At 68.7% G+C, this 23,636-nt stretch carries 23 protein-coding genes; 16 read left to right on the forward strand and 7 right to left on the reverse strand.

The features are described from left to right. Nucleotides 1-128 precede the first annotated feature (128 nt). The 6 genes from H7J86_RS13835 to H7J86_RS13860 are packed head-to-tail and all read left to right on the forward strand — an operon-like array spanning nucleotide 129 to nucleotide 6,427. Nucleotides 129-1,712, forward strand: coding sequence for an ABC transporter substrate-binding protein (locus H7J86_RS13835; protein ID WP_372517272.1), 1,584 nt, complete (start codon nucleotides 129-131; stop codon nucleotides 1,710-1,712). Then, nucleotides 1,709-2,881 (forward strand): sialidase family protein, encoded by a 1,173-nt coding sequence (locus H7J86_RS13840; protein ID WP_267291601.1) that lies wholly within the window; start codon nucleotides 1,709-1,711, stop codon nucleotides 2,879-2,881. Before H7J86_RS13835 ends, H7J86_RS13840 begins: the two co-directional genes overlap by 4 nt. After that, on the forward strand, nucleotides 2,878-3,555 hold the full coding sequence (locus H7J86_RS13845; RefSeq protein ID WP_267291603.1) for an SDR family NAD(P)-dependent oxidoreductase: 678 nt from the start codon (nucleotides 2,878-2,880) through the stop codon (nucleotides 3,553-3,555). The genes H7J86_RS13840 and H7J86_RS13845 overlap by 4 nt, the downstream gene beginning before the upstream one ends. Beyond that, complete coding sequence (locus H7J86_RS13850; protein ID WP_267291605.1) at nucleotides 3,552-4,646, forward strand: four-carbon acid sugar kinase family protein; 1,095 nt, start codon at nucleotides 3,552-3,554, stop codon at nucleotides 4,644-4,646. The genes H7J86_RS13845 and H7J86_RS13850 overlap by 4 nt, the downstream gene beginning before the upstream one ends. Continuing rightward, nucleotides 4,643-5,647 carry a 4-hydroxythreonine-4-phosphate dehydrogenase PdxA gene (gene pdxA / locus H7J86_RS13855; RefSeq protein WP_267291607.1) on the forward strand — a complete coding sequence of 335 codons (1,005 nt, stop codon included), beginning with the start codon at nucleotides 4,643-4,645 and terminating at the stop codon, nucleotides 5,645-5,647. Before H7J86_RS13850 ends, pdxA begins: the two co-directional genes overlap by 4 nt. A gap of 9 nt (nucleotides 5,648-5,656) precedes the next feature. After that, nucleotides 5,657-6,427 carry a DeoR/GlpR family DNA-binding transcription regulator gene (locus tag H7J86_RS13860; protein WP_267291609.1) on the forward strand — a complete coding sequence of 257 codons (771 nt, stop codon included), beginning with the start codon at nucleotides 5,657-5,659 and terminating at the stop codon, nucleotides 6,425-6,427. Between the two features lie 40 nt (nucleotides 6,428-6,467). Here the strand turns inward: H7J86_RS13860 and H7J86_RS13865 are convergent, their stop codons facing one another. Genes H7J86_RS13865 through H7J86_RS13875 form a run of 3 tightly spaced genes read right to left on the reverse strand, consistent with a single transcriptional unit; the run spans nucleotide 6,468 to nucleotide 9,218 of the window. After that, a complete protein-coding gene (locus H7J86_RS13865) occupies nucleotides 6,468-7,508 on the reverse strand; it encodes an NAD-dependent epimerase/dehydratase family protein (RefSeq protein ID WP_267291611.1) in 1,041 nt (346 codons plus the stop codon). Further along, nucleotides 7,505-8,530, reverse strand: coding sequence for a sensor histidine kinase (locus H7J86_RS13870; RefSeq protein WP_090359645.1), 1,026 nt, complete (start codon nucleotides 8,528-8,530; stop codon nucleotides 7,505-7,507). The genes H7J86_RS13865 and H7J86_RS13870 overlap by 4 nt, the downstream gene beginning before the upstream one ends. After that, on the reverse strand, nucleotides 8,517-9,218 hold the full coding sequence (locus H7J86_RS13875; RefSeq protein ID WP_267291613.1) for a response regulator transcription factor: 702 nt from the start codon (nucleotides 9,216-9,218) through the stop codon (nucleotides 8,517-8,519). Before H7J86_RS13875 ends, H7J86_RS13870 begins: the two co-directional genes overlap by 14 nt. 103 nt (nucleotides 9,219-9,321) lie before the next feature. Between H7J86_RS13875 and H7J86_RS13880 the strand changes: the two genes are divergently transcribed. From H7J86_RS13880 to H7J86_RS13900, 5 genes are read left to right on the forward strand one after another with little or no spacing between them, the layout of a single operon-like run. Continuing rightward, nucleotides 9,322-9,978, forward strand: a complete 657-nt coding sequence (locus H7J86_RS13880) for a glycosyltransferase family 2 protein (protein WP_267291614.1) — start codon at nucleotides 9,322-9,324, stop codon at nucleotides 9,976-9,978. Then, a complete protein-coding gene (locus H7J86_RS13885; protein WP_267291616.1) occupies nucleotides 9,975-10,643 on the forward strand; it encodes a TIGR04282 family arsenosugar biosynthesis glycosyltransferase in 669 nt (222 codons plus the stop codon). Before H7J86_RS13880 ends, H7J86_RS13885 begins: the two co-directional genes overlap by 4 nt. Beyond that, nucleotides 10,643-11,272: a methyltransferase domain-containing protein gene (locus H7J86_RS13890; protein WP_090359651.1), complete on the forward strand. Its 630-nt coding sequence runs from the start codon at nucleotides 10,643-10,645 to the stop codon at nucleotides 11,270-11,272. The genes H7J86_RS13885 and H7J86_RS13890 overlap by 1 nt, the downstream gene beginning before the upstream one ends. Then, nucleotides 11,269-12,375: a molybdopterin-dependent oxidoreductase gene (locus H7J86_RS13895; protein ID WP_170847305.1), complete on the forward strand. Its 1,107-nt coding sequence runs from the start codon at nucleotides 11,269-11,271 to the stop codon at nucleotides 12,373-12,375. Before H7J86_RS13890 ends, H7J86_RS13895 begins: the two co-directional genes overlap by 4 nt. Next, a complete protein-coding gene (locus H7J86_RS13900) occupies nucleotides 12,372-12,839 on the forward strand; it encodes a hypothetical protein (protein ID WP_267291618.1) in 468 nt (155 codons plus the stop codon). The genes H7J86_RS13895 and H7J86_RS13900 overlap by 4 nt, the downstream gene beginning before the upstream one ends. Here H7J86_RS13900 and H7J86_RS13905 read toward each other — a convergent pair. Together H7J86_RS13905 and H7J86_RS13910 are read right to left on the reverse strand one after the other, a co-directional pair. Continuing rightward, nucleotides 12,765-14,114: a hypothetical protein gene (locus H7J86_RS13905; RefSeq protein WP_267291620.1), complete on the reverse strand. Its 1,350-nt coding sequence runs from the start codon at nucleotides 14,112-14,114 to the stop codon at nucleotides 12,765-12,767. The two genes, H7J86_RS13900 and H7J86_RS13905, sit on opposite strands and share 75 nt — an antisense overlap. Before the next feature lie 56 nt (nucleotides 14,115-14,170). Beyond that, nucleotides 14,171-15,280, reverse strand: coding sequence for an FAD-dependent oxidoreductase (locus H7J86_RS13910; protein ID WP_267291622.1), 1,110 nt, complete (start codon nucleotides 15,278-15,280; stop codon nucleotides 14,171-14,173). 98 nt (nucleotides 15,281-15,378) lie between these two features. On the opposite strand from H7J86_RS13910, the gene H7J86_RS13915 reads away from it, so the two are divergent. After that, nucleotides 15,379-15,819: a DUF4383 domain-containing protein gene (locus H7J86_RS13915; RefSeq protein WP_090359238.1), complete on the forward strand. Its 441-nt coding sequence runs from the start codon at nucleotides 15,379-15,381 to the stop codon at nucleotides 15,817-15,819. Between the two features lie 4 nt (nucleotides 15,820-15,823). Here the strand turns inward: H7J86_RS13915 and hrpA are convergent, their stop codons facing one another. Then, on the reverse strand, nucleotides 15,824-19,732 hold the full coding sequence (gene hrpA / locus H7J86_RS13920; RefSeq protein WP_267291624.1) for an ATP-dependent RNA helicase HrpA: 3,909 nt from the start codon (nucleotides 19,730-19,732) through the stop codon (nucleotides 15,824-15,826). A 52-nt stretch (nucleotides 19,733-19,784) separates the two neighbouring features. On the opposite strand from hrpA, the gene H7J86_RS13925 reads away from it, so the two are divergent. Continuing rightward, the gene (locus tag H7J86_RS13925; RefSeq protein ID WP_267291626.1) at nucleotides 19,785-20,258 is read left to right on the forward strand and encodes a hypothetical protein; all 474 of its coding nucleotides are present in this window, start codon (nucleotides 19,785-19,787) and stop codon (nucleotides 20,256-20,258) included. Between the two features lie 14 nt (nucleotides 20,259-20,272). On the opposite strand, the gene H7J86_RS13930 is transcribed toward H7J86_RS13925, so the two are convergent. Continuing rightward, entirely contained in the window at nucleotides 20,273-21,172 is a 900-nt protein-coding gene (locus H7J86_RS13930; RefSeq protein ID WP_235632916.1) for a mycobacterial-type methylenetetrahydrofolate reductase, read from the reverse strand. Between the two features lie 46 nt (nucleotides 21,173-21,218). On the opposite strand from H7J86_RS13930, the gene H7J86_RS13935 reads away from it, so the two are divergent. The 3 genes from H7J86_RS13935 (at nucleotide 21,219) to H7J86_RS13945 (ending at nucleotide 23,630) form a co-directional block, all read left to right on the forward strand. Then, nucleotides 21,219-21,980, forward strand: a complete 762-nt coding sequence (locus tag H7J86_RS13935) for an alpha/beta hydrolase family protein (RefSeq protein ID WP_090359245.1) — start codon at nucleotides 21,219-21,221, stop codon at nucleotides 21,978-21,980. A gap of 128 nt (nucleotides 21,981-22,108) precedes the next feature. Next, nucleotides 22,109-22,507: a DUF5994 family protein gene (locus tag H7J86_RS13940; protein WP_267291628.1), complete on the forward strand. Its 399-nt coding sequence runs from the start codon at nucleotides 22,109-22,111 to the stop codon at nucleotides 22,505-22,507. Further along, a complete protein-coding gene (locus tag H7J86_RS13945) occupies nucleotides 22,500-23,630 on the forward strand; it encodes a N(5)-(carboxyethyl)ornithine synthase (protein ID WP_267291630.1) in 1,131 nt (376 codons plus the stop codon). Before H7J86_RS13940 ends, H7J86_RS13945 begins: the two co-directional genes overlap by 8 nt. Nucleotides 23,631-23,636: the final 6 nt, after the last annotated feature.

Below are 23,636 nucleotides of genomic sequence, written 5' to 3' on the forward strand. Positions count from 1 at the left end.
TTACTCAGCTCACAATGGCATGAGTGCGTGATTTGCGCAAGCATCGTGGTTGTATTGCGTGTTTCGCGCAATAGGGCGTACAGTTCAGCTGTGTCAGCCGTCACAGCAGCACTTCGCCCGGAGGGTCGATGATGACCAAACCCTTGCTCGACCGGCAGTTTTCCCGCCGAAACCTGCTGCGCTCCAGCGCGCTGCTCGGCGCCGGCCTGGCCTTCGGCTCCGCCGCGGCCGGGTGCGCCACCCCGACCGGCCGCCCTGGCCCCACCACCATCAGCCTCGCGATGAACCGGTCCATGACCACACTGGACAACAAGCTGCTGCAGTACGACGCGGCGGTGACGGTGCAGCGGGCCGTCCGCCAGGCCCTCACCGAGATCGACCGGCATCTGCGTCCGCAGCTGGTGCTCGCCGAGGAGTTTCGGCTCACCTCGCCGACCGAATGGTTCGTCCGGCTGCGCCGCGGGATTCGGTATTCCGACGGCTCCCCGGTGCAGGTGGAGGACGTCGCCACCGCGCTGAACATGTACAGCCAGGTGCACGGCGGATTCGTCGGCGGATTCTTCCCGGAGTGGCCGACCGTCCGCAAGATCGACGCCACCGCGTTCACCCTCAACACGCAGCGTCCAGTCCCGGTGCTCGACTACCTGATGTCGAACATCCTGATCACCCCGGCCGCGGCCAACCGTCCCGAGGATCTGCAGGGCGGTGTCGGCACCGGCCCGTTCATCGTCACCGCCGCCGACCGCGGCCTGGGCAACTACAGCCTGGAACGCAACACCAACTACTGGGGTCCGCGCCCGTCCCTGGAATCGGTACACGTGCGGTTCATGCCCGAGGAGTCCAGCCGCGTGGTCGCGCTGCGCAGCGGTGAGGTCGACGTGATCGATTCCATCACCCCCGACTCCACCGACCAGCTCGCCGGATTGACCGGTGTCGCCATCGACCACGCCGACGGCGTGCGCCTCAACCAGCTGTTCTACAACTTCCGCAAAGCTGCTGGCGCCCCGACAGCCGACCCCCGGGTCCGCCGTGCCCTCACCTACGCCATCGACGGCAAATCGTTGACCGACAACGTACTCCAGGGATCAGCCACCGCCTCCAAGGGTGTCATCCCGCTCAGCCTGGACGGCGCGATCGAGACCGGGGTGTACGTCTACGATCCCGACCGTGCCCGCCACGAACTCGACGCATTGGGCCTGCGCGACCTGAAACTGAAGATCATTTGGGAGAGTGGCGAATTCGCCGCCGACACCGACATCATGGAGTCGGTGGTACAGATGCTCTCGGCGGTCGGGGTGAACGCCACCCTGCAGCAGTTCGAACCCGGCGGCGATATCGCGCAGTGGCGTCAGGGCAAAGCCGGCGACTGGGATGTGCTGGGCAACGGCTTCCCCAGCCCCACCGGGCTGGCCTTGACCATCATGCAGGGCATGTACGCGGGCACCGCGGAGAAGGAGAAGACCCGCGACACGTACCACGGCTACCTCTTCCCGGACATCACCGCGCAGATCACGCGTGCATCCGAGGAGCCCGACGCCAAGAAGCGCGCCGAACTGCTGGCCACCGCACAGCACGCGATCTGGGACACCTGCCCGATGCTGTGGTCCTTCGTGCCGAAGGCGGTGCTGGGCCGTCGGGCCCGGATCGAAGGGATCAGCCTGCGCCCCACCAATTCCTATGATCTGTCCACTGTCTCGCTGAAGGGCGAATGACCGTGCTCACCGACGGGGTTGTGCGCAGCCACACCGAGGCCGGACGGCGAGACGCGCTGCTGCCCGCCCCCCAGGTCCAGAACCACGCCGCCAACCTCGCCGTGCTGCCCGACGGATCGCTGGCCTGTGTGTGGTTCGCCGGGACCCAGGAGGGTGTGCCGGATATCAGCGTCTGGTTCTCCCGGATCGACGACGGGGTGTGGTCGACACCGGTGCAACTCTCCGATGACCCGACCCGCTCGGAGCAGAATCCGATTCTGCACGCACACGATTCGGGCGAACTGTGGCTGCTGTGGACATCCCAGCATGCCGGCAACCAGGACACCGCACGGGTACTGCGCCGCATCTCCCACGACGGCGGGCGTACCTGGGGCGACGCCCATGTGCTGCTGCCGGAGACCGCCGAGGGCGGGGTGTTCGTCCGGCAGCCGCTGGTGCCACTGCCCGGCGGGCGGTTGCTGCTGCCGATCTTCCACTGCGTACGCATCGCGGGACAGCGCTGGGTCGGTGACCGCGACTACAGCAGCGTGATGATCTCCGACGACGCCGGGAGCAGCTGGCGTGAGGTGGCGGTGCCCGAGAGCACCGGTTGCGTGCACATGAACATCGGCCGCCTGTCCGACGGCACCCTGATCGCGCTGTACCGCAGCCGCTGGGCCGACGCGGTCTACCGCAGCGTGTCCACCGATGACGGGGAAAGCTGGAGCGCGCCGGTTCCCACCGAACTGCCCAACAACAATTCCTCGATCCAGTTCGTGGTGCTCGACGATGATCGACTTGCACTGGTGTTCAACGAATCCAGTGCAGCCGACGCCACCGCGCGGCGTACGTCGCTCTATGACGAGATCGATGACGACGGGCTGGCCGACGGTCCTGCCGTGCAGTCCGTGAAGCCCGATGACGGGGACGACCGCGCAGCATTCTGGGGGGCTCCACGCGCCCCGATGACGTTGGCGATCTCCGACGACGGCGGACTGACCTGGCCGGTCCGGCGCAATATCGAAGTGGGCGACGGGTACTGCCTGTCCAACAACTCGCGCGACGGTCTGAACCGCGAGTACTCCTACCCGAGTATCGCCTCCACCGGGGACACCCTGCACACGGCGTTCACCCGGTTCCGGCAGGCCATCGAATACGTCGAGGTCACCCCGGAATGGATCCGGACATGACACCGACCGCGGTGGTGACCGGCGCCAGCTCCGGCATCGGAGCCGCAGCGGTGCGCCGCCTGCTCGACGATGGCTGGCGCGTCATCGGTTTGAGCCGGCGTACCCCGGATGTCCAGGACGCCGAGTTCACCCCCGTCACCATCGATCTCGGTGACTTCGATGCGCTGCGCGCCTGGGCCGGGCAGGCCGGCTCAGTGGATGCCGTCGTGCACGCCGCAGGATTGCAGCACTCCGCCCCACTGGGAGCGCTCGATCCCGAGCACGGCCTGCAGATGTGGCGGATCCACGTCGGCGCCGCCGAGGTGCTGGTAGACGCACTGGCCCCGAAACTGTCCGACGGTGCCCGGGTGGTTCTGGTCGGCAGCCGCACCATGACCGGCAACGTCGGCAAAAGCCAGTATGCGGCAACGAAATCCGCACTCACCGGGATGGCGCGATCCTGGGCGGCCGAGCTCGCCGCCCGTGCCATCACCGTCAACGTAGTGGCCCCCGGACCGACCGACACCCCGATGCTGACCGACCCGGCCCGGGCCCACACTCCACCGAAACTGCCCCCGCTCGGCCGGTTCATCGACCCGGCCGAGGTGGCCGGACTGATCGCATTCCTGTTGGGTCCCAACGGGGGCAGCATCACCGGCCAGTCCATCGTGCAGTGCGCGGGAGCCTCACTGTGAGCGCCCCGATCATCGTGCTGGCCGATGACCTGTCCGGGGCCGCCGAAGCCGCCGCGGTGTTCCTGGACCGGCAGACCTGCGTCGCCCTGCAGTTGACACCCGGGCAGCCGGCCGGGCCCGGAGTCACCGTGATCGACCTGAACACCCGCACCATGAGCGCACCGGACGCCCGGCGGGCACACCGCGACGCGCTGGCTACGGTCGCCCCGGATGCGATGGTGTTCAAGAAGATCGATTCACTGCTGCGTGGACACATCGGCACCGAGGTGGCGGTGCTGGCCGAACGCGGACCGGTGACCGTCGCCGCGGCTCTGCCGGCGCTGGGCCGCACCGTGATCGGCGGTGTCCTGCACATCGACGGGATACCGCTGCATCGAACCGGCGCCTGGGCGGCCGAAACCAGCACCCCACCGAGCACGGTCACCGAACTGTTCGGCGCCGATGTCGTGGTGTGTGACGCCGTCACCGATGCCGATCTGGACGCCGTCCTGCGCGACGCCGCCCCCGGCACCCAGTTCGTCGGCACCGCGGCACTGGCGGCCGCGGCCGCGCGCACCCTCGCACCGGGCACTCCGCAGCCTCCGCCGCGCCGGGATCCCTCCGTTCTGCTCGCCGTCGTCGGCACCGCCGAACCAACAGCAGCAGAACAGGTCCGGCGGCTGATCGAACACGGCTTCGGACACCTTCCCGTCGCCGCCGCTGCCCTGTTGAACGGCAGCGCCGATCCAGGCCGGCTGGTGCTGGCCCTGGACAGCGGCCCAGTGGTGCTCACCATCGGCGGCGAGGTCCGGCCCGGGCAGGCTCGGGAGCTGTCAGCAGCCCTCGGGAAACTCGTTGCCCAGGGCCAGTTTCAGCATCGGCCCGATCTGATCCTCACCGGCGGCGAGACCGCCCGTGCGGTCATCGACGCCATCGGCCTCACCGAGCTGCGGCCCGTTCACCAGGTACACCACGGTGCGGTGGTGTCGGTGGCCTCCGACGGGCGCAACGTCGCCACCCGTCCGGGCAGCTTCGGCGATCACGACAGCCTTGTCGCGATCGCCGACCACCTGACCCCGCACGTCCATCCCCAACCGAAGGACAAGTCATGACAGGACATCCCATCGTCGCCGTCACCATGGGCGACGGCGCGGGCATCGGACCGGAAGTCATCGTGCCCGCCCTGCTCGACAAGGCCACCCAGGGGTTCTGCAACCCCGTTGTGATCGGCGATGCCAACCGGCTGCGCCAGGCCGCCGGCATACTCGGAATCGACGTCGAGATCGTCACCGTCACATCTGTTTTCGACGCACAACAGATTCCCGGCCGGATCAACGTCATCGACCTGGACCTGCTGCCCGCGGATCTGCCATGGGGTCAGCTGTCTCCCGTTGCCGGGCACGCGGCCTACGAATACATCCGGGTGGCAAGCGAACTCGCGGTGCGCGGGGAGGTGCAGGCCATCTGCACGGCACCACTGAACAAGGAGGCCCTGCATTCGGCCGGGCACATCTTCCCCGGGCACACCGAACTGCTGGCGCATCTCACCGGCACCGAGGAGGTGTCGATGATGCTGTCCACCCCCAAACTCAAGGTCATCCACGTCACCACTCATATCGGACTGCTCGACGCGGTGCGGCGGATCGAGCCGGGTCTGGTGGAACGCACCGTGCGCCGCGGGCATGAGGCACTGGTCCGGTCCGGAAATATCAGCCCGAAGATCGGGGTGTGCGGGATCAATCCGCACGCCGGGGAGAACGGGCTGTTCGGATACGGCGAGGAGGAGCAGAAGATCGTCCCTGCCGTCGAGAAGCTGGCCGCCGAAGGTATCGATGTGCACGGACCGCTGCCCGCCGATACGGCGTTCTTCCTGGCTGGTCGCGGTGACTACGACCTGATCGTGGCGATGTATCACGACCAGGGGCACGGCCCCGTCAAGGTGCTCGGTATCGAGGCTGGAGTGAACATCACCGTCGGCTTGCCGGTGATCCGCACCTCGGTGGATCACGGTACGGCGTTCGATATTGCGGGCAAGGGCATCGCCGAGGCCGGTAGTATGGTCGAAGCACTTCGCCAGGCTGCTGAATTGGCAAGCAGCACAACGACTGTCTAAGGATCGAGTGTGCCGGTACGGGGTTCGCAGGCCCGCCGGGCCGAGATCGTCCGGCTCGCGCGGTCCAGTGGTCTGGCCAGTGTCGAGGAACTGTCCACCCAGTTCGGCGTCACCGCCTCCACCATCCGGCGTGATCTGAGCCAGCTCACCGAGCAGGGGCTGATCGCCCGCACCTACGGCGGGGCGATCGCCCTGGACCGTCAACCTGAATCCTCGTTCCGGCAGCGGGCACTGGAGGGTTACGACGCCAAACGCAGTATCGCCAAGTGGGCGGCGGCCCAGGTGCGGTCCGGTGAGACCATCCTGCTCGATGCCGGGACCACGGTCGGTGCGATGGGTGAATTCCTCTGCGAGGTTGCCGGGCTCACTGTGGTTACCGCGGGGCTCAGCGCACTGGAGCAACTGGCCGACGCCGTCGACGTGCGCGTCGAATGCATCGGCGGCACCCTGCGGCACCTCAGCCAGGGATTCGTGGGGCCACTGGCCGAGGCCACCCTGAGCCGGCTGACGTTCGACCGCGCCTTCCTCGGTGCCGACTCGGTGCACGCCGAACTCGGCATCTGCGAAGCGGAGTTGGAGCAGACCCGACTCAAGGAGCTGATGATCGAGCGCTCCGGGACGGTGTACGTCCTGGCGCACGCGGCCAAGCTCGGGCAGCGGCAGTTCCACGCGTGGGCGCCGATCCCGCCGGGGACGACCCTGGTCACCGACAAGTCGGCGACCGAGGAGCAGCTCGCCCCGTTCCGGGCGGCCGGGGTCCTCCCCCAACGTGCCCCCTGACTGGGCATTCCGGATGGGCCGGTCGGCGCACGCCCGGAGTTCAGCGCAGCGGTGCGAACGCGAATTCCGTCAGCCCGGTGGCCGGGTCGATCGCGGCGCGAAACCCGATCTCCGCGGCCGCCCGGGCGGGGTCGGCCACGATATGACGGACATCGCCGCTGCGGTAGCGCCCCGTCACTTCCGGTCCCGGGCCGCCACGGGCGTCGCACAGCCATTGGGCGACCTCCATGATCGAGACCGGACGGCCCGAGCACACGTTGTACGCCGCGAAATGCGCGCGTTGCGGTCCGGCGCCGGCGCTGACCGCAGCCACGTTGGCCGCCGCGACATCCTCGACGTGCACGAAATCCCGCATCTGCCCGCCGTCCTCGTAGACCGCGGGCACCCGACCGGCTTCGAGAGCGGACCGGAAGATCGCCGCCACACCCGAGTACGGAGTGTCGCGCGGCATGCCCGGTCCGTAGACGTTGTGATAGCGCAACGCGATGACCGTGGAGTCGGTGGCCTCGGCCCACGCCAGTGCATAGTTCTCCTGGGCGGTCTTGCTGGCGGCGTACAGGCTGCGCGGCCGCAGCGGTTGCCCTTCGTCGACCGAACACCACTGCAGGGTCTCTCCACCGGTCGGGCAGCGGTGGTCGAACACGCCGGCATCCAAATCGGTGGTGGTGCGCGGCAGCGGGTCGACGGCGCCGTGCACCGCACAGCGGTAGCGCCCCTGCCCGTAGACCACCATCGACGACGCCAGCACCAGCCTGCGGCACCCCGCGGCATACATCTGCGCCAACAGGACGGTGGTCGCGTAATCGTTGTGCGCGCCATAGGAAGGGGCATCGGATGCGTCCACCCCCGCCCCGACGACGGCCGCCTGGTGACACACCACGTCGACACCCCGCAAGACCCGGGCCAATCCGTCCGCATCCCGCACATCGAGCAGCGTGCAGCCCGCCGGCAACGCCGCGCCGGGGCCGTGCGCCGCAGCGAGCATCGCATCGACGGCGACGACGTCATGCCCGGCGGCGCTCAGCGCCGCCGCGACCCGGCTGCCGATGAATCCCGCCGCCCCCGTGAGAAGCACCCTCATGATTCCGCCAGCGGTAAACGCACCTCGAACCGCGCCCCGGTGCCCAGATTGTGCGCCGACAGGGTCCCACGATGGGCCTGCACCAGACCTGCCGCGATCGCCAGCCCCAACCCGGATCCGCTGGGCAGCGACGAATCAGACCGCGGCACACGGCCGTTGGAACCCCGGTAGGCGACATCGAAGACCCGGGCGAGATCGTTCTCGTCGATACCCACACCCGTGTCGTCGACGCGCGCCCAGGCACCGTGCTCGTCGCGGCCCAGTGTCAGTTCGACATGGCCCCCTTCCGGCGTGTGCGCGATGGCGTTGGCCACGAGATTCGACAACACCCGCACCAACGCGCGATCGCTACCGACCACGCGGACCGGTTCGGCGGGAAGGCTGGCCCGCAACAGCACACCCGCACGTTCGGCCGCGATCCGGTGGGTGGCCACCACATCGTCGACCACCTCGTCCAGCGCCACCGTGTCGTGGGCGGGCTGTACGGCACCCGCGTTGATCTTGGACATCTCGAAAAGGTCGTCAACCATCTCGGCCAAGCGGATCGACTCCTGTTCGATGTGCTCGGCATGCCTACGGATCTCGCCGGGTTCGACCAGTCCGTCCGAGATCGCCTCGGCCACCGCGCGAATACCCGCCAGCGGGGTGCGCAGGTCGTGACTGACGAAGGCCACCAGCCGCCGGCGCGACTGTTCGGCCGCCCGCTCGGAATCGCGGATCTCTCGTTCCCACACCGTGCGACGGGCTTGGTAGCGGGCCAGCATCACGGCCGCCGGGATCGTCACCACCGACACGATGACGAGAACGACCGCGGTGCGCTCGAACGTCTCGGTGATCATGAACCCGCTCGCGCCGAGGACACCGGTGAACGTGGCCAGAGTGGGAATGAGGACCAGTGCCACCATGCTCAGCGCCAGTGACCATGACCGCGCGAACCGGATGATCACCGCACCGGCGAGGACCACCGGCACCGAACAGGCCAGCGCCCACCCGATGATCTCCCACACGTCAGCCGACGGCATGACCGCCACCGTCCTGCTCCGGCGCGCCCCAGAGATAACCCCGACCCCACACCGTCTGCACGCGGTGCTGGTCGCCGAGTTTGGCCCGCAACCTCTTGATGTGCACCGTCACCGTCGACAAGTCACCGAAGTCCCACTGCCACACCAGTTTCAGCAGCTGCTCGCGGGAGTACACGGTGCCGGGATGCGATATCAGGAACGCCAGCAGATCGAATTCGCGGCTGGTGATGCTCACCGGCACGCCATCGACGGTGACCGACCGGGCCGCCGTGGACACCGTCAGACCCCCGCTGCGGAAGAGGGCAGGGGCGGCTGTGGACGCGGGTGCGCGCCGAAGCACAGATCGCACCCGCAGGGCCAGCTCGCGCGGGCTGAACGGTTTGGTGAGATAGTCGTCGGCCCCGGCTTCAAGGCCGGCGATCCGGTCGTCCTCCTCGCCCAGTGCGGTCAACAAGATGATGGGCAGTCCGGAGTCCGCACCACTGCGCACGCTTCGGCACAACGTGAGTCCGTCCGGGCCGGGCATCATCAGATCGAGCACGGCCAGGTCCACCTGGAGGGTGTCCAGCATCCGCAGTGCCTCTGATCCGTCGCGAGCCACCGAAACCTGGTGACCGTCGCGCTCCAGATACCGCCGGACGACATCGAGTACGACCGGGTCATCATCGGCGATCAGCACCCTCGTCACGTCATCGACAGTAGCCCGGTATGGTCGCTACCTGCATGGATGTCACGAAGTCGTCATGATTGGGCCCTTCCCCATGCCGGTCGGCCGGGCCTACCGTCGGGATATGTCCGGACCGACAGTCACCGTCGTGCTGCCGTGCCTCAACGAGGCCGCGTCGCTACCTGGCGTGCTCGCCGCGGTGCCGGCCGGGTACCACTGCCTGGTCGTGGACAACAACAGCACCGACGACACCGCCCTGGTCGCAGCGCAGCACGGCGCCCAGGTCGTCGCCGAACCGCGGCCCGGGTACGGCGCGGCGGTGCATGCCGGCGTGGTCGCGGCGCGCACTCCGCTTGTCGCGGTGCTCGACGGCGACGGTTCGCTGGACCCGGCGGCGCTGCCCGCATTGGTGGCCGATATCGCTGCCGGCGCCGACCTCGCGGTGGGTCGGCGCCGGCGGGAGCCGGGTACCCAGTGGCCGTGGCACGCGCGGCTGGGTACGGCCGCGGTGTGCTGGCGGCTGCGAGCCCGCCACGGTCTGCCGGTGCACGACATCGCCCCGATGCGGGTGGCCCGCCGCGACGCGCTCCTGGATCTGGGTGTCACCGACCGCCGATCGGGCTATCCGTTGGAACTGCTCGTGCGTGCCGCGCAGGCGGGCTGGCAGGTGACCGAGCGCGATGTCGCCTACCGTTCCCGCACCGGCGGCGTGTCCAAGGTGAGCGGATCGCTGCGCGGCAGCATCGTTGCAGCGCTGGATTTTTGGCGAGTACTCTCGTGAACCGGCCACTTCCGGTGAACGTCTTGGTGGTGGCCAAAGCACCGGTCCCCGGGCAGGCCAAGACCCGGCTGGCCGCCGCCGTCGGCAACGACCTGGCCGCCGATATCGCCGCAGCGGCGCTGCAGGACACTCTCGACGCGGTGGCCGCCGCACGCGTGGCCGCCCGCACGGTGGCGCTGACGGGCGATCTGAATCTGGCGCGCTGCGGCCCCGCGATCCGCTCCCAGCTGACGGCGTTCACGGTGATCGCGCAGCGCGGGATGGACTTCGCCGACCGGCTGGCCAACGCCCACCGCGATGCGGGGGTGGCCGGCTACCCGGTGCTGCAGATCGGGATGGACACCCCGCAGGTGAGCGCCGGGTTGATCGAGGAATGCGCCGCGACACTGCTGGATGCGCAGGCGGTATTGGGTCCTGCGCGCGACGGCGGCTGGTGGGCGCTGGGCCTGCACGATCCGGCCGCGGCAGCGTGTCTGCGTACGGTGCCGATGTCGCGCCCGGACACCGGGGCTGTCACGCTGCACGCGCTTGCCGACACCGGACTGGAGGTGCGCCTACTCGCCACCCTGTCGGACGTGGACAACCTCGCAGATATCGATGTGGTGCGCCGGGAATGCCCGCGCGACAGCAGGTTCGGCGCGGTCACTGCAACGGGGGGAGCATGATGCTGGGGAATCTCTACGAGCTTGCGCTTGCCGGTGAGCGCTGCTGGGTCCGATACAACGACGGCACGGTGCAGCAGCTGCCCGTACACACCTGGCTGGGTGGGCACCGGTCCGATCGGCGGTTCGTGCGCGCGGTCCTGGACCGCTGCGCCGGCCCGACGATCGACCTCGGTTGCGGTCCCGGCCGGCTGGTCGCGGGTCTCATCCGGCGCGGGATTCCCGCACTCGGGGTGGACCAGTCAGCCACCGCGGTGGAATTGGCCCGAGGCCGCGGCGCCCCGGCGTTGCGCCGTGATGTGTTCGACCCCTTGCCGGGTACCGGCCGCTGGCAGACGGTGCTGCTGGCCGACGGCAACGTGGGTCTGGGCGGTGATCCGCTGCGGATTCTGTCCCGGGCCGCCGAACTGTTGTGCCACGGCGGTATCTGCCTCACCGAATTCGACTCGGCCCCAGTCGGAATCAGATACCGGTGGGTGCGCCTCGAGTCGGCGCAGATGATCGGTCCGTGGTTCCGGTGGGCGACGGTGGGGATCGACAGCGCCGCCGGTATCGCCGCCGGCGCGGGCCTGTCGATCACCGCGGAACATCAGATCGGCGACCGTGTGCTGGCCAGTTTGTCGGTGCGATGAGCACGTCTGGATTGCGCGGGACGGCGGTCACCGCCCGTATCGGAATGGCGCTCGGCGTGGCCGTCGCCGTGTGCTTCTGCACCGGTCTGATCAGTCATCTCATCCAGCACCCCCAACCCTGGTTCGGGTGGCCCACGCGGCCGGTCTGGCTGTACCGCGTCACGCAGGGGCTGCACGTGGCCTCCGGGATCGCCGCGATCCCGCTGGTGGTGGTGAAGCTGTGGTCGGTGTGGCCAAAGCTCTTCGAGCGACCGCTGATCGGTGGTGTCACCAGGCAACTGGAGCGACTGTCGATCCTGGTGCTGGTGGGGGCCATGCTGTTCGAACTGTCGACCGGGCTACTCAACATCGCCCAGTGGTATGTGTTCGGATTCTTCTTCACGACCGCCCACTACGCGGTGGCCTACCTGGCCGCGGGCGCGGTCCTGGTCCATCTGGCGGTGAAACTGCCGGTGATCCGGCGCGCACTGGGCGAGCCGCTCGGCGACGTACGCGCCGGCGGTGCCGTGGGCCCCACCCGCCGAACCGTGCTGCGCGGCACCTGGCTGGCGGTGGGCGTCGCCACCGTGGCGACCGCGGGCCAGGCCGTCCCCGTGCTGCGTCATCTTTCGGTGCTGGCCCCGCGTTCCGGGCAGGGGCCGCAGGGCATCCCCGTGAACCGCAGTGCGATTGCGGCAGGTGTGCTGCGCCGGGCCTACGCCCCCGAGTACCGATTGACGGTGGCCAACGGCACCACGGTGCGCACGTTCTCGGTCGCCGAACTGAACGGCTTGCCCCAGACCACACATCGCCTACCGATCGCCTGTGTCGAAGGCTGGAGCGCGGACGCCGCATGGACCGGAATCGTGCTGGCCGACCTCATCGCCGCGGTCGGCGGCTCACCGGATCACGATGTCAGGATGATCTCTCTGGAACCGCCCGGCCCGTACTCGCGGACGGTACTGCCCGCTCGTCACGCGAGGGACCGGATGACGCTGATTGCGTTGCGGCTCAACGGTGAGACGCTGCACGCCGACCACGGCTACCCCTGTCGGCTGATCGCCCCGTCACGCCCCGGTGTGCTGCAGACGAAATGGCTGGACCGGATCGAGGTCCTGCCGTGATCGCGGCGCGCACCGTGCTGGCCCTGGCCGGTGTCCTGCTCGCCGGCTATGGAGCGGTACTGCTGTGGGACAACCCCGCGGTCGTACTGGTCCACATCCTGGTGTGGGGGCTGGTCGCGGTGATCGTCCACGACGCGCTCTTCGCCCCGTTGTGCGTCGCGGTGGGCTTCGCCGGCCGGCGCCTGCTCCCGACGCGCTGGTGGTCCCCCGTCGCGGTGGCGGGTCTGTGCACCGTCGTGCTGGTCGCTCTCGCGGTCCCGGTGTACGACAAGCCCGGTATGCGTCCGGACAACACCACGGTCCTGGACCGGGACTATCACCTCGGTCTGGTGATCGCGCTGGCGGTGGTGTGGCTGTGTGTACCCGCGTATCTGCTGTCGTCGCGGGTGCTACCAGTTCGTCAGGATCAGATGATTGATCAGCAGGGCGCCGGTGACGTTGAGGGCCAGCCACCACCGGCGTGAACCGGTGGGCAGAAAAGCGCATGCGGCCGTCAGCCACACCGTGAAAGGCAACCAGATCCGCTCGGTCTCGGCCTTGCTCAGCATGCTCAGATCCGCGCAGACGATGGCCAGCAGCGCCCCGAGCACCACCAGATGCGCACCGGAGCGGCCCCGCAGCGCCGCCCGGTCGAAGGTGTGAGCGATACCGGCGACAGTCGCCGGCCCCACCGCGCACACCACCGCGGCCAGATTCGCCCACGACCAGTACTGGAACGGCCGGTTCGACGCGATACCCTGCCAATACCGTTGTTGCACCAGCACGTAACCGTCGAACCACCAGAATCCGGCGAGCGCAAACACTCCCACCACCGCGACCGCGGCCAGCACCGCGGTGACCAGAACGCGTGCCCCGGTGCGCCGATCCGGCGCCGCCAGCAGCACCGCGGCGGCCACCAACCCCATCAGGCCCAAGCCGTAGTTGAGGAAGATCCCCCATCCCAGCAGCAGACCTGCGCCTGCGGCCGGGTACACGGCCCGCCGGGTGCGCGTGGCCAGCGCGAGCAGGGCGATACCCCACGCGGCGACACCGGCGTAGTAGCCGTCCGCGGACACGGCGATCCAGATGGCGGTCGGCGCCACCGCCACGAACGGTGCTGCGGCCCGGGCCACCGTTTCACCGGACAGGGTCTTGAGGGTCACCACGATCGCCGCGGCGGCGCTGGAACCGATCAGCAAGCACCACAACGCGGCCCACGCACCACCACCCAGACCCACCCGATCCAGCCACACGAAGGTGAGCAAGGCACCCGGCGGATGGCCGGAGACGTGGGTGATCCACGAGTTCGGCTGGAAATCAAGAATTCTGGAAGCGAAGGTGCGGACAGCCTCCGGGATGTCGGTGATGGTCGGGACCTGGCGCAGATACTCGTGCCGCGCGGTGAGCCTGCCCGCGAACCCGCGTTGCCAGCCGTCGACCATGGCCAGCGAGAATGCCCAGGTGCAGGAGGTCGCCCACGCTGCCCACGGCACGGCGCGCCAGGGCAGGCGGGCCGACAGCGAAGGGCCCCACAACACCGCTGCCACGGCGATGGCGATCGCCGGCCCCGAGCCCCAGCCGACATGCACGTTCCACCAGCCGAAGATCGGTGCGGTCTGGGCGAAGTCGCGGACCTGTTGGGCGGTGCTGTTGATCAGCGGAGTGACGATTCCCCAATGCAGGTGCGGCACCACGAAGGCGACGACGACCAAAACGGCCCCCAGACCGGCGGCCACGTAGCCACGGTTCGCACCCCTCACACCGATTCACCCTACGGCGCCGCGCGCGCCGAGGTTCTGACATTTGTGTGACGCCGCTACCGCTCCCGCACCCCGCGGTAGATGCCACGCCGGACGATCCACGGCTGCAGCACCCGGTCGATCGACCACGCGGGGAAGCGGAACGCCTGCCCGGCCGGGGTGAACACCTCCAGGCCGTCGTGCTGCACCCCGAGGACCGAACCCCAGCGGGTCGACGGGGCGCGGTAGTCCCGCGGCCGGCCACCGGCGAGATGGGCCTTGACATTGCGGGCCACCAGACCGTCGGCTCGGCTGCGCGCCGACGCCCGGAGCGGATCGGTGGCCGCGACGTCGCCGACCGCGAACACCCCCGGATGCCCGGGCACCTGCAATTGCGGTGTCACGCGGACGAATCCTTGTTCGTCGAGCACATCGGCCGGTAGCCACGCCGTGTTGGGGCGGACCTTGCCGATCGCCCAGAGCACCGCGTCCGCAGCGACCGGGGACTGCCCCGTCGACCAGTGCACCGGGTCACCGGTGATGGCGTCGCATCCGAATCCCACCGGGACCACCGCGCGATGGCCGGGGTGCAACGTCACCCCGGCCGCCCGCAACCGCTTCTCGATCCGCTTCCACACCCGCCAATGATGCTGGGGCAGCGCACGTTCACCGGGGTAGTACAGCGCGACACCGGAAGCCGGCAACGCCACCGCGAGATTCGCCGCGGCACTCACCGCGGCGGCACCGCCACCGATGACCGCGATCGACTCCGCACCGGCCAACTGGTCGCGCACCGAATACAGCTCGCGCCCAACATCTTCGGCGGTCTGCCAGACCGGCCGGCGCCAGAATCCGTTGGTCACGCCGGTCGCGATGACCAGCGCGTCATAGGGCTCCACCGTGGCGTCACCGGCGCGATCGACATGCACGGTGCGCGCCGTCAGATCCACCCCCGTGAGCACCCCGTGCACCGTACGCACCCGGTCGAGTCCGCGGAACCGGCCGAACTCGATCCAGTAATCGCGCGCCCAGTCGTCGGGCCGCGCCACCCGCACGCCCAGTTCCTGGCCACTGACCAAACCCGGTTTCACCGAGATGCCCACGACGTCGAACCGCCGGGCCAGCCGGATGGCGGTGAGCACCCCGGTGTCGCCGAGCCCGGCGATCACGACGCGTTGGCGGTCCATCACCGCACGCTAACGGCTCGCGGCCGGCAATCCGACCATTGACGCCACGTCGCCACCGTCGTACCGTCACAGCACGGATCTACTACAGGGGGTAGGAGATGTTCCGTATCAGTAATTGGAGCTTCGCCCAGTGGGGTCTGCTCGTCATCTCGGCGTTCCACCTCACGCAGGCGATCATCGGATTCATCGCCGAACCCAGTTTCGCCACCGGCCCGGGAGCGCCGACCGTGCAGATCCTCGGCATGGACTACAACGGGTGGCATGCGCTCGCCGGTCTCGCCCTGTTCGGGCCCGGCCTGGTGTTCTGCCTGCGCAAGTCCTGGTCGGTGTTGTATCTGCTGGCCGGCGCGGTGGCCGGCGGACTCCCCGGCGTCTGGGCACTGTTCTCCCATCAGGTCGCCTACGTGTTCACCTTTCCCCACAACATCACCGATGCGGTCGTGCACTTCATCACGGCGGCGGTGATGGCCGGGGTCGCCGTCATCCAGATCCGGCTCGACGGTGGGCTGCGAAGGTCGCTGGCCGATCTGCGACGTTAGCGAGCTAGCCGATCGCGTCGATGGCCTTGTAGATCCGCTGTTCACTCACCGGCCGGGGTGTACCCAGCTGCTGTGCCCACAGGCTCACCCGCAGCTCCTCGATCTGCCAGGCGATCTCCCGGATATCGGCGGCTTGGGCGCGGGTGGGCGAAATAGCTTGGACCAGAGCGTCGTACGCATCCTCGACGGCGTGCACGCGGGCCATCCGCTCGGCGTCGGCGCCCGGGCCGTGCGGCAACCGTTGCAACCGGCGTTCGATGGCGGTGACGTATCGCGTCAGATCGGCCAGCCGGCCGGCGCCGGCATTCGTCACGAATCCCTTGGGCAGCAGTCTGTCCAGTTGTGACCGGATGTCAGCGACCGCTGCCGCCTGGGCCGGACCGGGTTTGTCCGGTAAGGCCACTCGGACCTCATGGAACGCCGTCAGCACCTTCTCCGCCCTGGTGACGATGCCCCGGGTCATGGGGGCCAGCTCCGCGGCCACCCTTGCCTGCAACGCGGTGAAATCGGCAACGGTCCATACCGTCGTGCGGGCCAGCGCATCCACCGCCGCATCGGTGCAGTCGTCCAGCAGGTCCGCCAGCGTGCCGTCCGGGTTCGCGCCCAGCGCCAATCGGGTTCGGGTGTCCAGGCCCCGCTCGATGGCCTTCACCGGCGAGGGCACGCTGCACCGCAACAACCGCCGGATGCCGGGACCCATCGCGGCCTGTTGTTCGGCAGCCGAAGCGAACACCCGCACATCCACCGACTTTCCGCGGTCGACGAAGGCCGGGTAACCGCGCACGGTGTGCCCGCCGGTGACACGCTCCACGGTGCGGGGCAGTTCATCGAGATCGGCGGGCCACGCGGTCAGACCGGTGCGCTCCAGGCCACCCGCGACGGCCGCGGTCACCGCCTGCTGAATCGGTGCGGCCAGGTCTTCCTGAAGTGCGCCAAGGTCTTTGCCGCGCGCCACCTCCTTGCCGTCGTTGTCCTCGACGGCGAACGTGACCCGCAGATGCGCGGGCACCTTGGTCAGGTCGAAGGCGTCGATGGGCACCAGGATTCCGCTGATCCTGCGCAGTTCACGTTGCAGCGCGTCGAGTACCGAACCCGATCCGGGATCCAGTGTGGGCAGCACCGCGCGGGCGGTGTCGGGGGCGGGCACGAAGTTGCGGCGCAGGTCCTTGGGCAGTGACTTGATCAGCGTGGTGATCAGTTCCTCCCGCAATGCCGGTACCTGCCAGGCGAATCCGTCACCGCCGAGGCGGGCCAGCACCTGCACCGGCACATGGACCGTGACGCCGTCGTCGGCCGCACCCGGTTCGAAGCGGTAGGTCAGGGGCAACGCCAGATCGTCGGTGCGCCAGGCGTCGGGATGGTCGGCGGAGTCGTCCACCCGCAGCAGTTCCTCGCGGGTGAAGGTGAGCAGATCCGGGGTCAGGTGTCGCTGTTTCTTCCACCACCCGTCGAAATGCCGCGCCGATACCGCCGTGGCCGGCACCCTGGCGTCGTACAGGGCGTAGATCTCGTCATCGGTGACCATCAGGTCACGCCGCCGCGACCGTTCCTCCAGCTCCGCCAGCTCGGCGCGCAGCGCGGCATTGTCGCGGAAGAAGTGGTGCCGGGTCTGCCAATCGCCTTCGACCAGCGCGTGCCGGATGAACAGCTCGCGGGCGACGACGGGGTCGACGGTGCCATAGCCGACCCGCCGTCGCGGCACCAGCGGCAATCCGTAGAGGGTGACCCGTTCATAGGCCATCACCGCGCCACGGACGGCGTCCCAGTGCGGTTCACTGTAGGTGCGCGCAACCAGATGTGCGCCAACGCGTTCCAGCGTCTCGGGATCGATACGGGCCGCTGTCCGGCCGAACAGCCTGCTGGTCTCCACCAGATCCGCGACGACGATCCAGCGGGGTGGCTTGCGGGTCAGCACCGAGCCCGGCGCCAGGACGAACTTCGAATTCCGCGCACCCTGGTAGTCGCGGGAGTCCCGGCCCTTGGTTTCCTCGCGCAGGCCGATATGGGAGAGCAGTCCCGCCGCCAACGCGGCATGCACGCCGGCGGGATCGGCGGCTTGGTCGGATTCCTGGATACCGATATCGCGGGCGATACTGCGCAGCTGACCGGCCAGGTCCTGCCACTCCCTGACGCGCAGGTAGTGCAGGAACTCCTCGCGGCACATCCGGCGGAAAGCGCTGCCGGAGCGTTCCCTTCGCTGCTCACGCAGATAGTTCCACAGATTGAGGTACGACACGAAGTCGGAGTGCTCGTCGGCGAACCGGGCATGCTTCTGCCGGGCCGCCTCCTCCCGGTCGACGGGTCGTTCACGCGGGTCCGGGATGGACAGCGCGGCGGCCAGCACCAGCACCTCGCGCACACAGCCCTCCGCGTCGGCCGCCAGGATCATCCGGCCGATCCGCGGATCCAGCGGCAGCCGCGCCAGCCGGCGCCCGGTGTCGGTCAGCGCGCCCGTGCTGTCGAAGGCGCCGAGTTCCTGCAGCAGCCCGACCCCGTCGCGGATGCTGCGTGCGTCGGGCGGGTCGAGAAACGGGAACTGTTCGATGTCACCGAGGTCCAGCGCCGACATCTGCAGGATGACCGCGGCGAGGTTGGTCCGCAGGATCTCCGGGTCGGTGTAGCGCGGCCGGCCGTCGAAATCCGCTTCCGAGTACAGCCGGATGCAGATACCCGGCGCGGTGCGGCCCGACCGGCCGGCGCGCTGATCCGCCGACGCCTGCGAGATCGGTTCGATGGGCAGTCGCTGAACCTTGGTGCGCCGGCTGTATCGGGAGATCCGGGCGGTACCGGGATCGACGACGTACCGGATCCCCGGAACCGTCAACGACGTCTCGGCGACGTTGGTGGCCAGCACGATCCTGCGACCGCTGCGGCTCGGGGTGAACACCTTCTGCTGATCGGCGGTGGGCAACCGGGCATACAGCGGGAGCACCTCGGTATGCGGTCCGACCGCACCGCGCAGTGCCTCTGCGGTGTCCCGGATCTCGCGCTCCCCGGACAGGAACACCAGCACGTCACCCGCCGGTTCGGCGGCCAGTTCGTTGACCGCGTCGACGATGGCCTCGGTCGGATCGCGCAGCTCGGTGCGCACGATCTCGTGATCGGGATCGTCCGGGTCGTCGGAGGCATCGGCTGCGACCGGCACTTCCAAGGGGCGGTACCGGATCTCGACCGGATACGTGCGCCCCGACACCTCGACGATCGGGGCCGGCGCCCCGACGGTGCCGAAATGCTCGGCGAATCGGCCCGGATCGATCGTCGCCGAGGTGACGATGACCTTCAAATCCGGTCGGCGGGGTAGTAATTCGCGCAGGTAGCCGAGCAGGAAGTCGATGTTGAGGCTACGTTCGTGGGCCTCGTCGATGATGATCGTGTCGTACCGCAGCAGGCGCCGGTCTCGTTGGATCTCGGCGAGCAGAATGCCGTCGGTCATCAGCTTGACCAGCGTCGAATCGTCGGCCTGATCGGTGAAGCGCACCGTGTAGCCGACGGCGCCACCGAGCGGGACGTGCAGTTCGTCGGCGATGCGCTGGGCGACGGTGCGGGCGGCCAGCCGCCGCGGCTGGGTGTGCCCGATGGTGCCGCGGATACCGCGGCCGAGTTCCAGGCAGATCTTGGGCAGCTGAGTCGTCTTGCCCGACCCGGTCGCCCCCGCCACCACGACCACCTGATGCGCGGCGATCGCCCTGGCCAGCTCCCCGCGGTGCTCGCTCACCGGTAGGTCGGGGTAGGTGATCTCGGGGACCGCGGCCCGCCGGGTGGCGATGAGTCCTTCGGCGGCGGCGAACTGCGCCACCAACTTCTCATCCGGGGCGCCGCGCAGATTCTTCAGTCGCCGGCCCAACCTGGCGGCGTCCCGGAACGTCAGGTCATCGAGGCGCGCGCGCAGCTCGGTGGCGGACGGTTCTTGCACCAGGACAAGCATAGGGTGCACGCTCGAGGGATCGACCCGACGGGAGCGCCTCATGAGCGATCAGCTGTTCGATTACTTCGGCGAGATGTTGCGGGCCTGCCTGGACGCCGATCTGAGTTCGTCACCTCAGATCGGTGCCGACGAGTTCGCCAGGTTCCTCACCGACGATGTGCGTCTGCACGTCCTCCAGGGCCGGCTGGCCGCCACCGAATGGGGCTTGGCCGAGGGACGGGGACCGGTACACGTGGCCGCCACCCACATCGTGATCACCGAGCACGGCCTGCTGTACGCGGCCGTGGTCACCCTGCCCCAACCGCGCCATTACCTGGCGGCGCCGCGCGCCCTCCTCGATTGGGTGGCCGATCATGTCGCCGCCAGCCCGCCGCCGTCGGGTTCGGCCGCCGCAGTGGACTGCCGCCTCGACCACGACCTCGCGTCGATCTGGCAGTTCGAGAGCGCATTGCGCCACCGACTGGATACCGATCCGGTGCTACAGGTGCAGCTGGCACCGGCGTTCGCGGCCTGAGGCCTGCCGGCCCGCTAGCGCGGCGACCAGTAGGCCAGCATCTCGGCGAACGTCTCGAACGCCGGTGTGGACACCCCGTAGGCGACCTCGAAGTGCACGCTCAGCGGGAAACCCAGATCGGCGACGCCGTCGATGACCCGCTTGTACAGATCGAGCATCAGGGTCCGCTTCTCGGCGGGCTCCAGGCCGGCCAGCTTGGTCACGAACTCCTGTTCGGCGGCCACCGCGGGATTGCCGGGATCCTGGATGAGCCAGGTGATCAGCCCGACCTTGGACTCCATCTTGGGCACGAACCCGAACGACAGCAGGATCTCGGGCCGGTGATCGGTCTGCTCGGCGAACTCGGTCAGGAAGCCCACGATCGCGTCGGAATACAGCAACTGCGTCATGCCGTAGGTGGCGCCCTGACCGCATTTGAACGTGAACCGGCCCTGTTCACCGTCGCGGGTGGGGATCAGGATGGCGCCGCGGTTGGGCACCAGGTCGGCGTAGATCGACAGCGCGTCGGTGGGTGCGACACCCTCCCCTTCGCCGTCCTTCATGGTGCGCGGCACGCCGACGAAGGCGATCCCGTCGAAACCCGCGCCGCTGAGCTCGGTGAGGCGTTGCCCGAGGGCGTCGGGGCCCAGGAAGGACGTCACCTGGGTGCACAACCCGCGCATACCGGGCAGTTCCGGCCGGATCAGCGACCAGTACTCGAGGACGTCCATCTTCGGTTTCATCTCGACGGGACGGTCGTCGTCCTCGTCGATCATGCCGGGGATCATGATGTGGCCGAACCGGCCTGCCAACCCCGTCGCGGCGGCCAGCTCGAGCACCTTGTGGGCCTCGTCGACGGCGTACTGCGGGCCGCGTTCCACGTTCGGCGGCACGAGTTCCAGTGCGATGGTGTTCAGAGGTGTGGTCGCTGGCACCCTCATACCCTACGGATCGAGTCGGGGGGCATGGTAAACCTCCCCCATGGCTGAACGGGTGACCTTTCCCAGTGCGACCGGGCCCATGCTGGCCGGGGTGATCGACCTGCCCGACGGCCCGGCGCGGGGCTGGGGCGTGTTCTCGCACGGTTTCACCCTCGGCAAGGACTCACCCGCGGCAGCGCGGATCTGCAAGCAACTGGCGTCCGACGGGATCGGGATGTTGCGCTTCGACGCGCTGGGGCTGGGCGGCTCCGAGGGCGACTGGGGCGACGGATCCTTCACCGTCAAGGTCAACGATGTCATCGCGGCGTGCAGGTTCATGGCCGACCGCGGGACACCGGCGGACATCCTGGCCGGGCACTCCTGGGGCGGTGCGGCGGTCCTGGCCGCGGCCCGCCAGTGCCCCGGGGTGCGCGCCGTGGTGACCGTCGGCGCCCCGATCGATCCTTCGCACGTCGAGCACCAGTACGACGCCTGTCTGGAGCAGGTGTTCGCCGAGGGCAGCGGGCAGTGGATGGTCGGCGGCAAGACCCTGACCCTGAAGCGGGCCTTCGTCGAGGATGTCCGGGTGGCCAAACTGCACGACAAGATCAGAGGTCTGAAGCTGCCGCTGCTGATCCTGCATTCCCCGACCGACAACACGGTGGGAATCAAGAACGCCAGCGATATCTTCCGCACCGCCCGGCACCCCCGCAGCTTCGTGTCCCTGGAGGGTTCCGAGCACCTGCTCACCGGCCCGGGTCAGGCGCACCGCGCCGGCCGCATCATCGGCGCGTGGGCCGATGCGTATCTGGGTGACCGTTAGCGCCTACCATCAGCGCACCACTCGGTGACTTTCGTCCCTATGGTCTGGCTTCCCCGAAGTCATAGCGTCATTTGCACGTAGCAAGCCGCGACGGGCGGCACGGGGACAACAAGGGCGGAAGTGCCACCATGACGACTCCCACACCGACGGACCGTGTACGGCTGCGACTGAAACCCGAAGGACCGCACAGCGGTTACGTCGACGGGGCCTGGTGGCCACGCAGCGCCGATCTGACGACCGAGATCCCCGATCTGCTCGCGGCGCTCGAGACGCGGATCGGACCCGTCGATCGGGTGCTGTACAAACTCAGCGAATGGGCGCACGCACCCGCCAAACTGCCTGTCGGGACGCGCAGGATCCGACTCGACGGGTACCGGATCCAGCCGCCGCACACGGTCGAGGTACTCGGGTTCAACCGCAACAGGGTCGTCTTGCTGGTGGTCCCACCGGACGCGAGCCCCGCGCACGCCGAGTCCACGATGTCCGCCGCGGCAGCGCCGGTCCGGACGACGACGATCGATGCCTGATCTCACGCTCGGCGTGATCGCCCGCACCGGCAAGGAGAACGAACACCGCTTGCCGCTGCACCCGGCGCAGCTGGGCCGCATCGACGCCGACCTACGCGACCGGATCTATCTGGAGGACGGCTACGGCGCAGATTTCGGCGTCTCCGACGCAGAGTTGTCGGAGTCGGTCGCCGGGGTGCGCTCACGCGCCCAGTTGATCGCCGAGTGCGATGTCATCCTGTTGATCAAGCCGGACGCCGACGATCTGGACCAACTTCGGGTCGGGCAGGTCCTGTGGGGCTGGCCGCATTGCGTGCAGAACGCGACGTTGACTCAGCGCGCCGTCGAACGCCGCCAAACGCTCATCGCGTTCGAGTCGATGCAGCACTGGAGCGCCGACGGGTCGTTCACCTTGCATGTCTTTCACAAGAACAACGAGATGGCCGGCTACTGCTCGGTGCTGCACGCGCTACAGCTCATCGGCTCCACGGGCACCTATGGCCGTCGGCTGCGTGCCGCGGTGATCGGTTTCGGCGCGACCGCGCGGGGTGCGGTGACGGCACTGGGCGCGCACGGCGTCACGGATGTCGACATCCTGACCCACCGCGGTGTCACCGCGGTGGCCTCGCCGATCCACTCCGCCGATATCGTGCAATTCGACGAGCAGGCGACGGGCCCGGGCGGCCGATCGCAGTGCTACGCACTCATCGACGGCGGGCGGACTCCCCTGTCGGAGTTTCTCGCCGAGCACGATGTCATCGTCAACTGCGTCCTGCAGGACACCGATGCGCCGTTGACCTTCCTGGTCGAGGACGATCTCGCGGCGTTCCAGCCGGGCAGCGTGATCATCGATGTGTCCTGCGACGAAGGGATGGCCTTCAGTTGGGCGACGCCCACCTCGTTCGACCGTCCGACATTCACCGTCGGCACCAACATCACGTACTACGCCGTCGACCACAGCCCGTCCTACCTGTGGAACTCCGCCACGTGGGAGATCAGCGAGGCGCTGCTTCCGTACCTGCGATCCGTGCTCGCCGGGCCCGAGGGCTGGAACGCCGACCCCACCATCCGCCGCGCGATCGAGATCCAGGACGGAAAGATCCTGAACCCCGCCATCACCTCGTTCCAACGCCGGCAGGGGTGAGCCACG

Origin of the sequence: Mycobacterium hackensackense (assembly GCF_025822555.1) — a bacterium.
In the GTDB taxonomy this organism is placed as follows: Bacteria; Actinomycetota; Actinomycetes; order Mycobacteriales; family Mycobacteriaceae; genus Mycobacterium; species Mycobacterium fluoranthenivorans.

Excerpts from the sequence above, each read along its gene's own strand:
- H7J86_RS13895 (WP_170847305.1), top strand. The coding sequence starts at position 11,269 with ATGAGCACGTCTGGATTGCGCGGGACGGCGGTCACCGCCCGTATCGGA.
- H7J86_RS13925 (WP_267291626.1), top strand. The coding sequence starts at position 19,785 with ATGAGCGATCAGCTGTTCGATTACTTCGGCGAGATGTTGCGGGCCTGC.
- H7J86_RS13835 (WP_372517272.1), top strand. The coding sequence starts at position 129 with ATGATGACCAAACCCTTGCTCGACCGGCAGTTTTCCCGCCGAAACCTG.
- H7J86_RS13865 (WP_267291611.1), bottom strand. The coding sequence starts at position 7,508 with ATGAGGGTGCTTCTCACGGGGGCGGCGGGATTCATCGGCAGCCGGGTC.
- H7J86_RS13870 (WP_090359645.1), bottom strand. The coding sequence starts at position 8,530 with ATGCCGTCGGCTGACGTGTGGGAGATCATCGGGTGGGCGCTGGCCTGT.
- H7J86_RS13935 (WP_090359245.1), top strand. The coding sequence starts at position 21,219 with ATGGCTGAACGGGTGACCTTTCCCAGTGCGACCGGGCCCATGCTGGCC.
- H7J86_RS13940 (WP_267291628.1), top strand. The coding sequence starts at position 22,109 with ATGACGACTCCCACACCGACGGACCGTGTACGGCTGCGACTGAAACCC.
- H7J86_RS13910 (WP_267291622.1), bottom strand. The coding sequence starts at position 15,280 with ATGGACCGCCAACGCGTCGTGATCGCCGGGCTCGGCGACACCGGGGTG.
- H7J86_RS13840 (WP_267291601.1), top strand. The coding sequence starts at position 1,709 with ATGACCGTGCTCACCGACGGGGTTGTGCGCAGCCACACCGAGGCCGGA.
- H7J86_RS13945 (WP_267291630.1), top strand. The coding sequence starts at position 22,500 with ATGCCTGATCTCACGCTCGGCGTGATCGCCCGCACCGGCAAGGAGAAC.
- H7J86_RS13880 (WP_267291614.1), top strand. The coding sequence starts at position 9,322 with ATGTCCGGACCGACAGTCACCGTCGTGCTGCCGTGCCTCAACGAGGCC.
- H7J86_RS13845 (WP_267291603.1), top strand. The coding sequence starts at position 2,878 with ATGACACCGACCGCGGTGGTGACCGGCGCCAGCTCCGGCATCGGAGCC.
- H7J86_RS13915 (WP_090359238.1), top strand. The coding sequence starts at position 15,379 with ATGTTCCGTATCAGTAATTGGAGCTTCGCCCAGTGGGGTCTGCTCGTC.
- pdxA (WP_267291607.1), top strand. The coding sequence starts at position 4,643 with ATGACAGGACATCCCATCGTCGCCGTCACCATGGGCGACGGCGCGGGC.
- H7J86_RS13890 (WP_090359651.1), top strand. The coding sequence starts at position 10,643 with ATGCTGGGGAATCTCTACGAGCTTGCGCTTGCCGGTGAGCGCTGCTGG.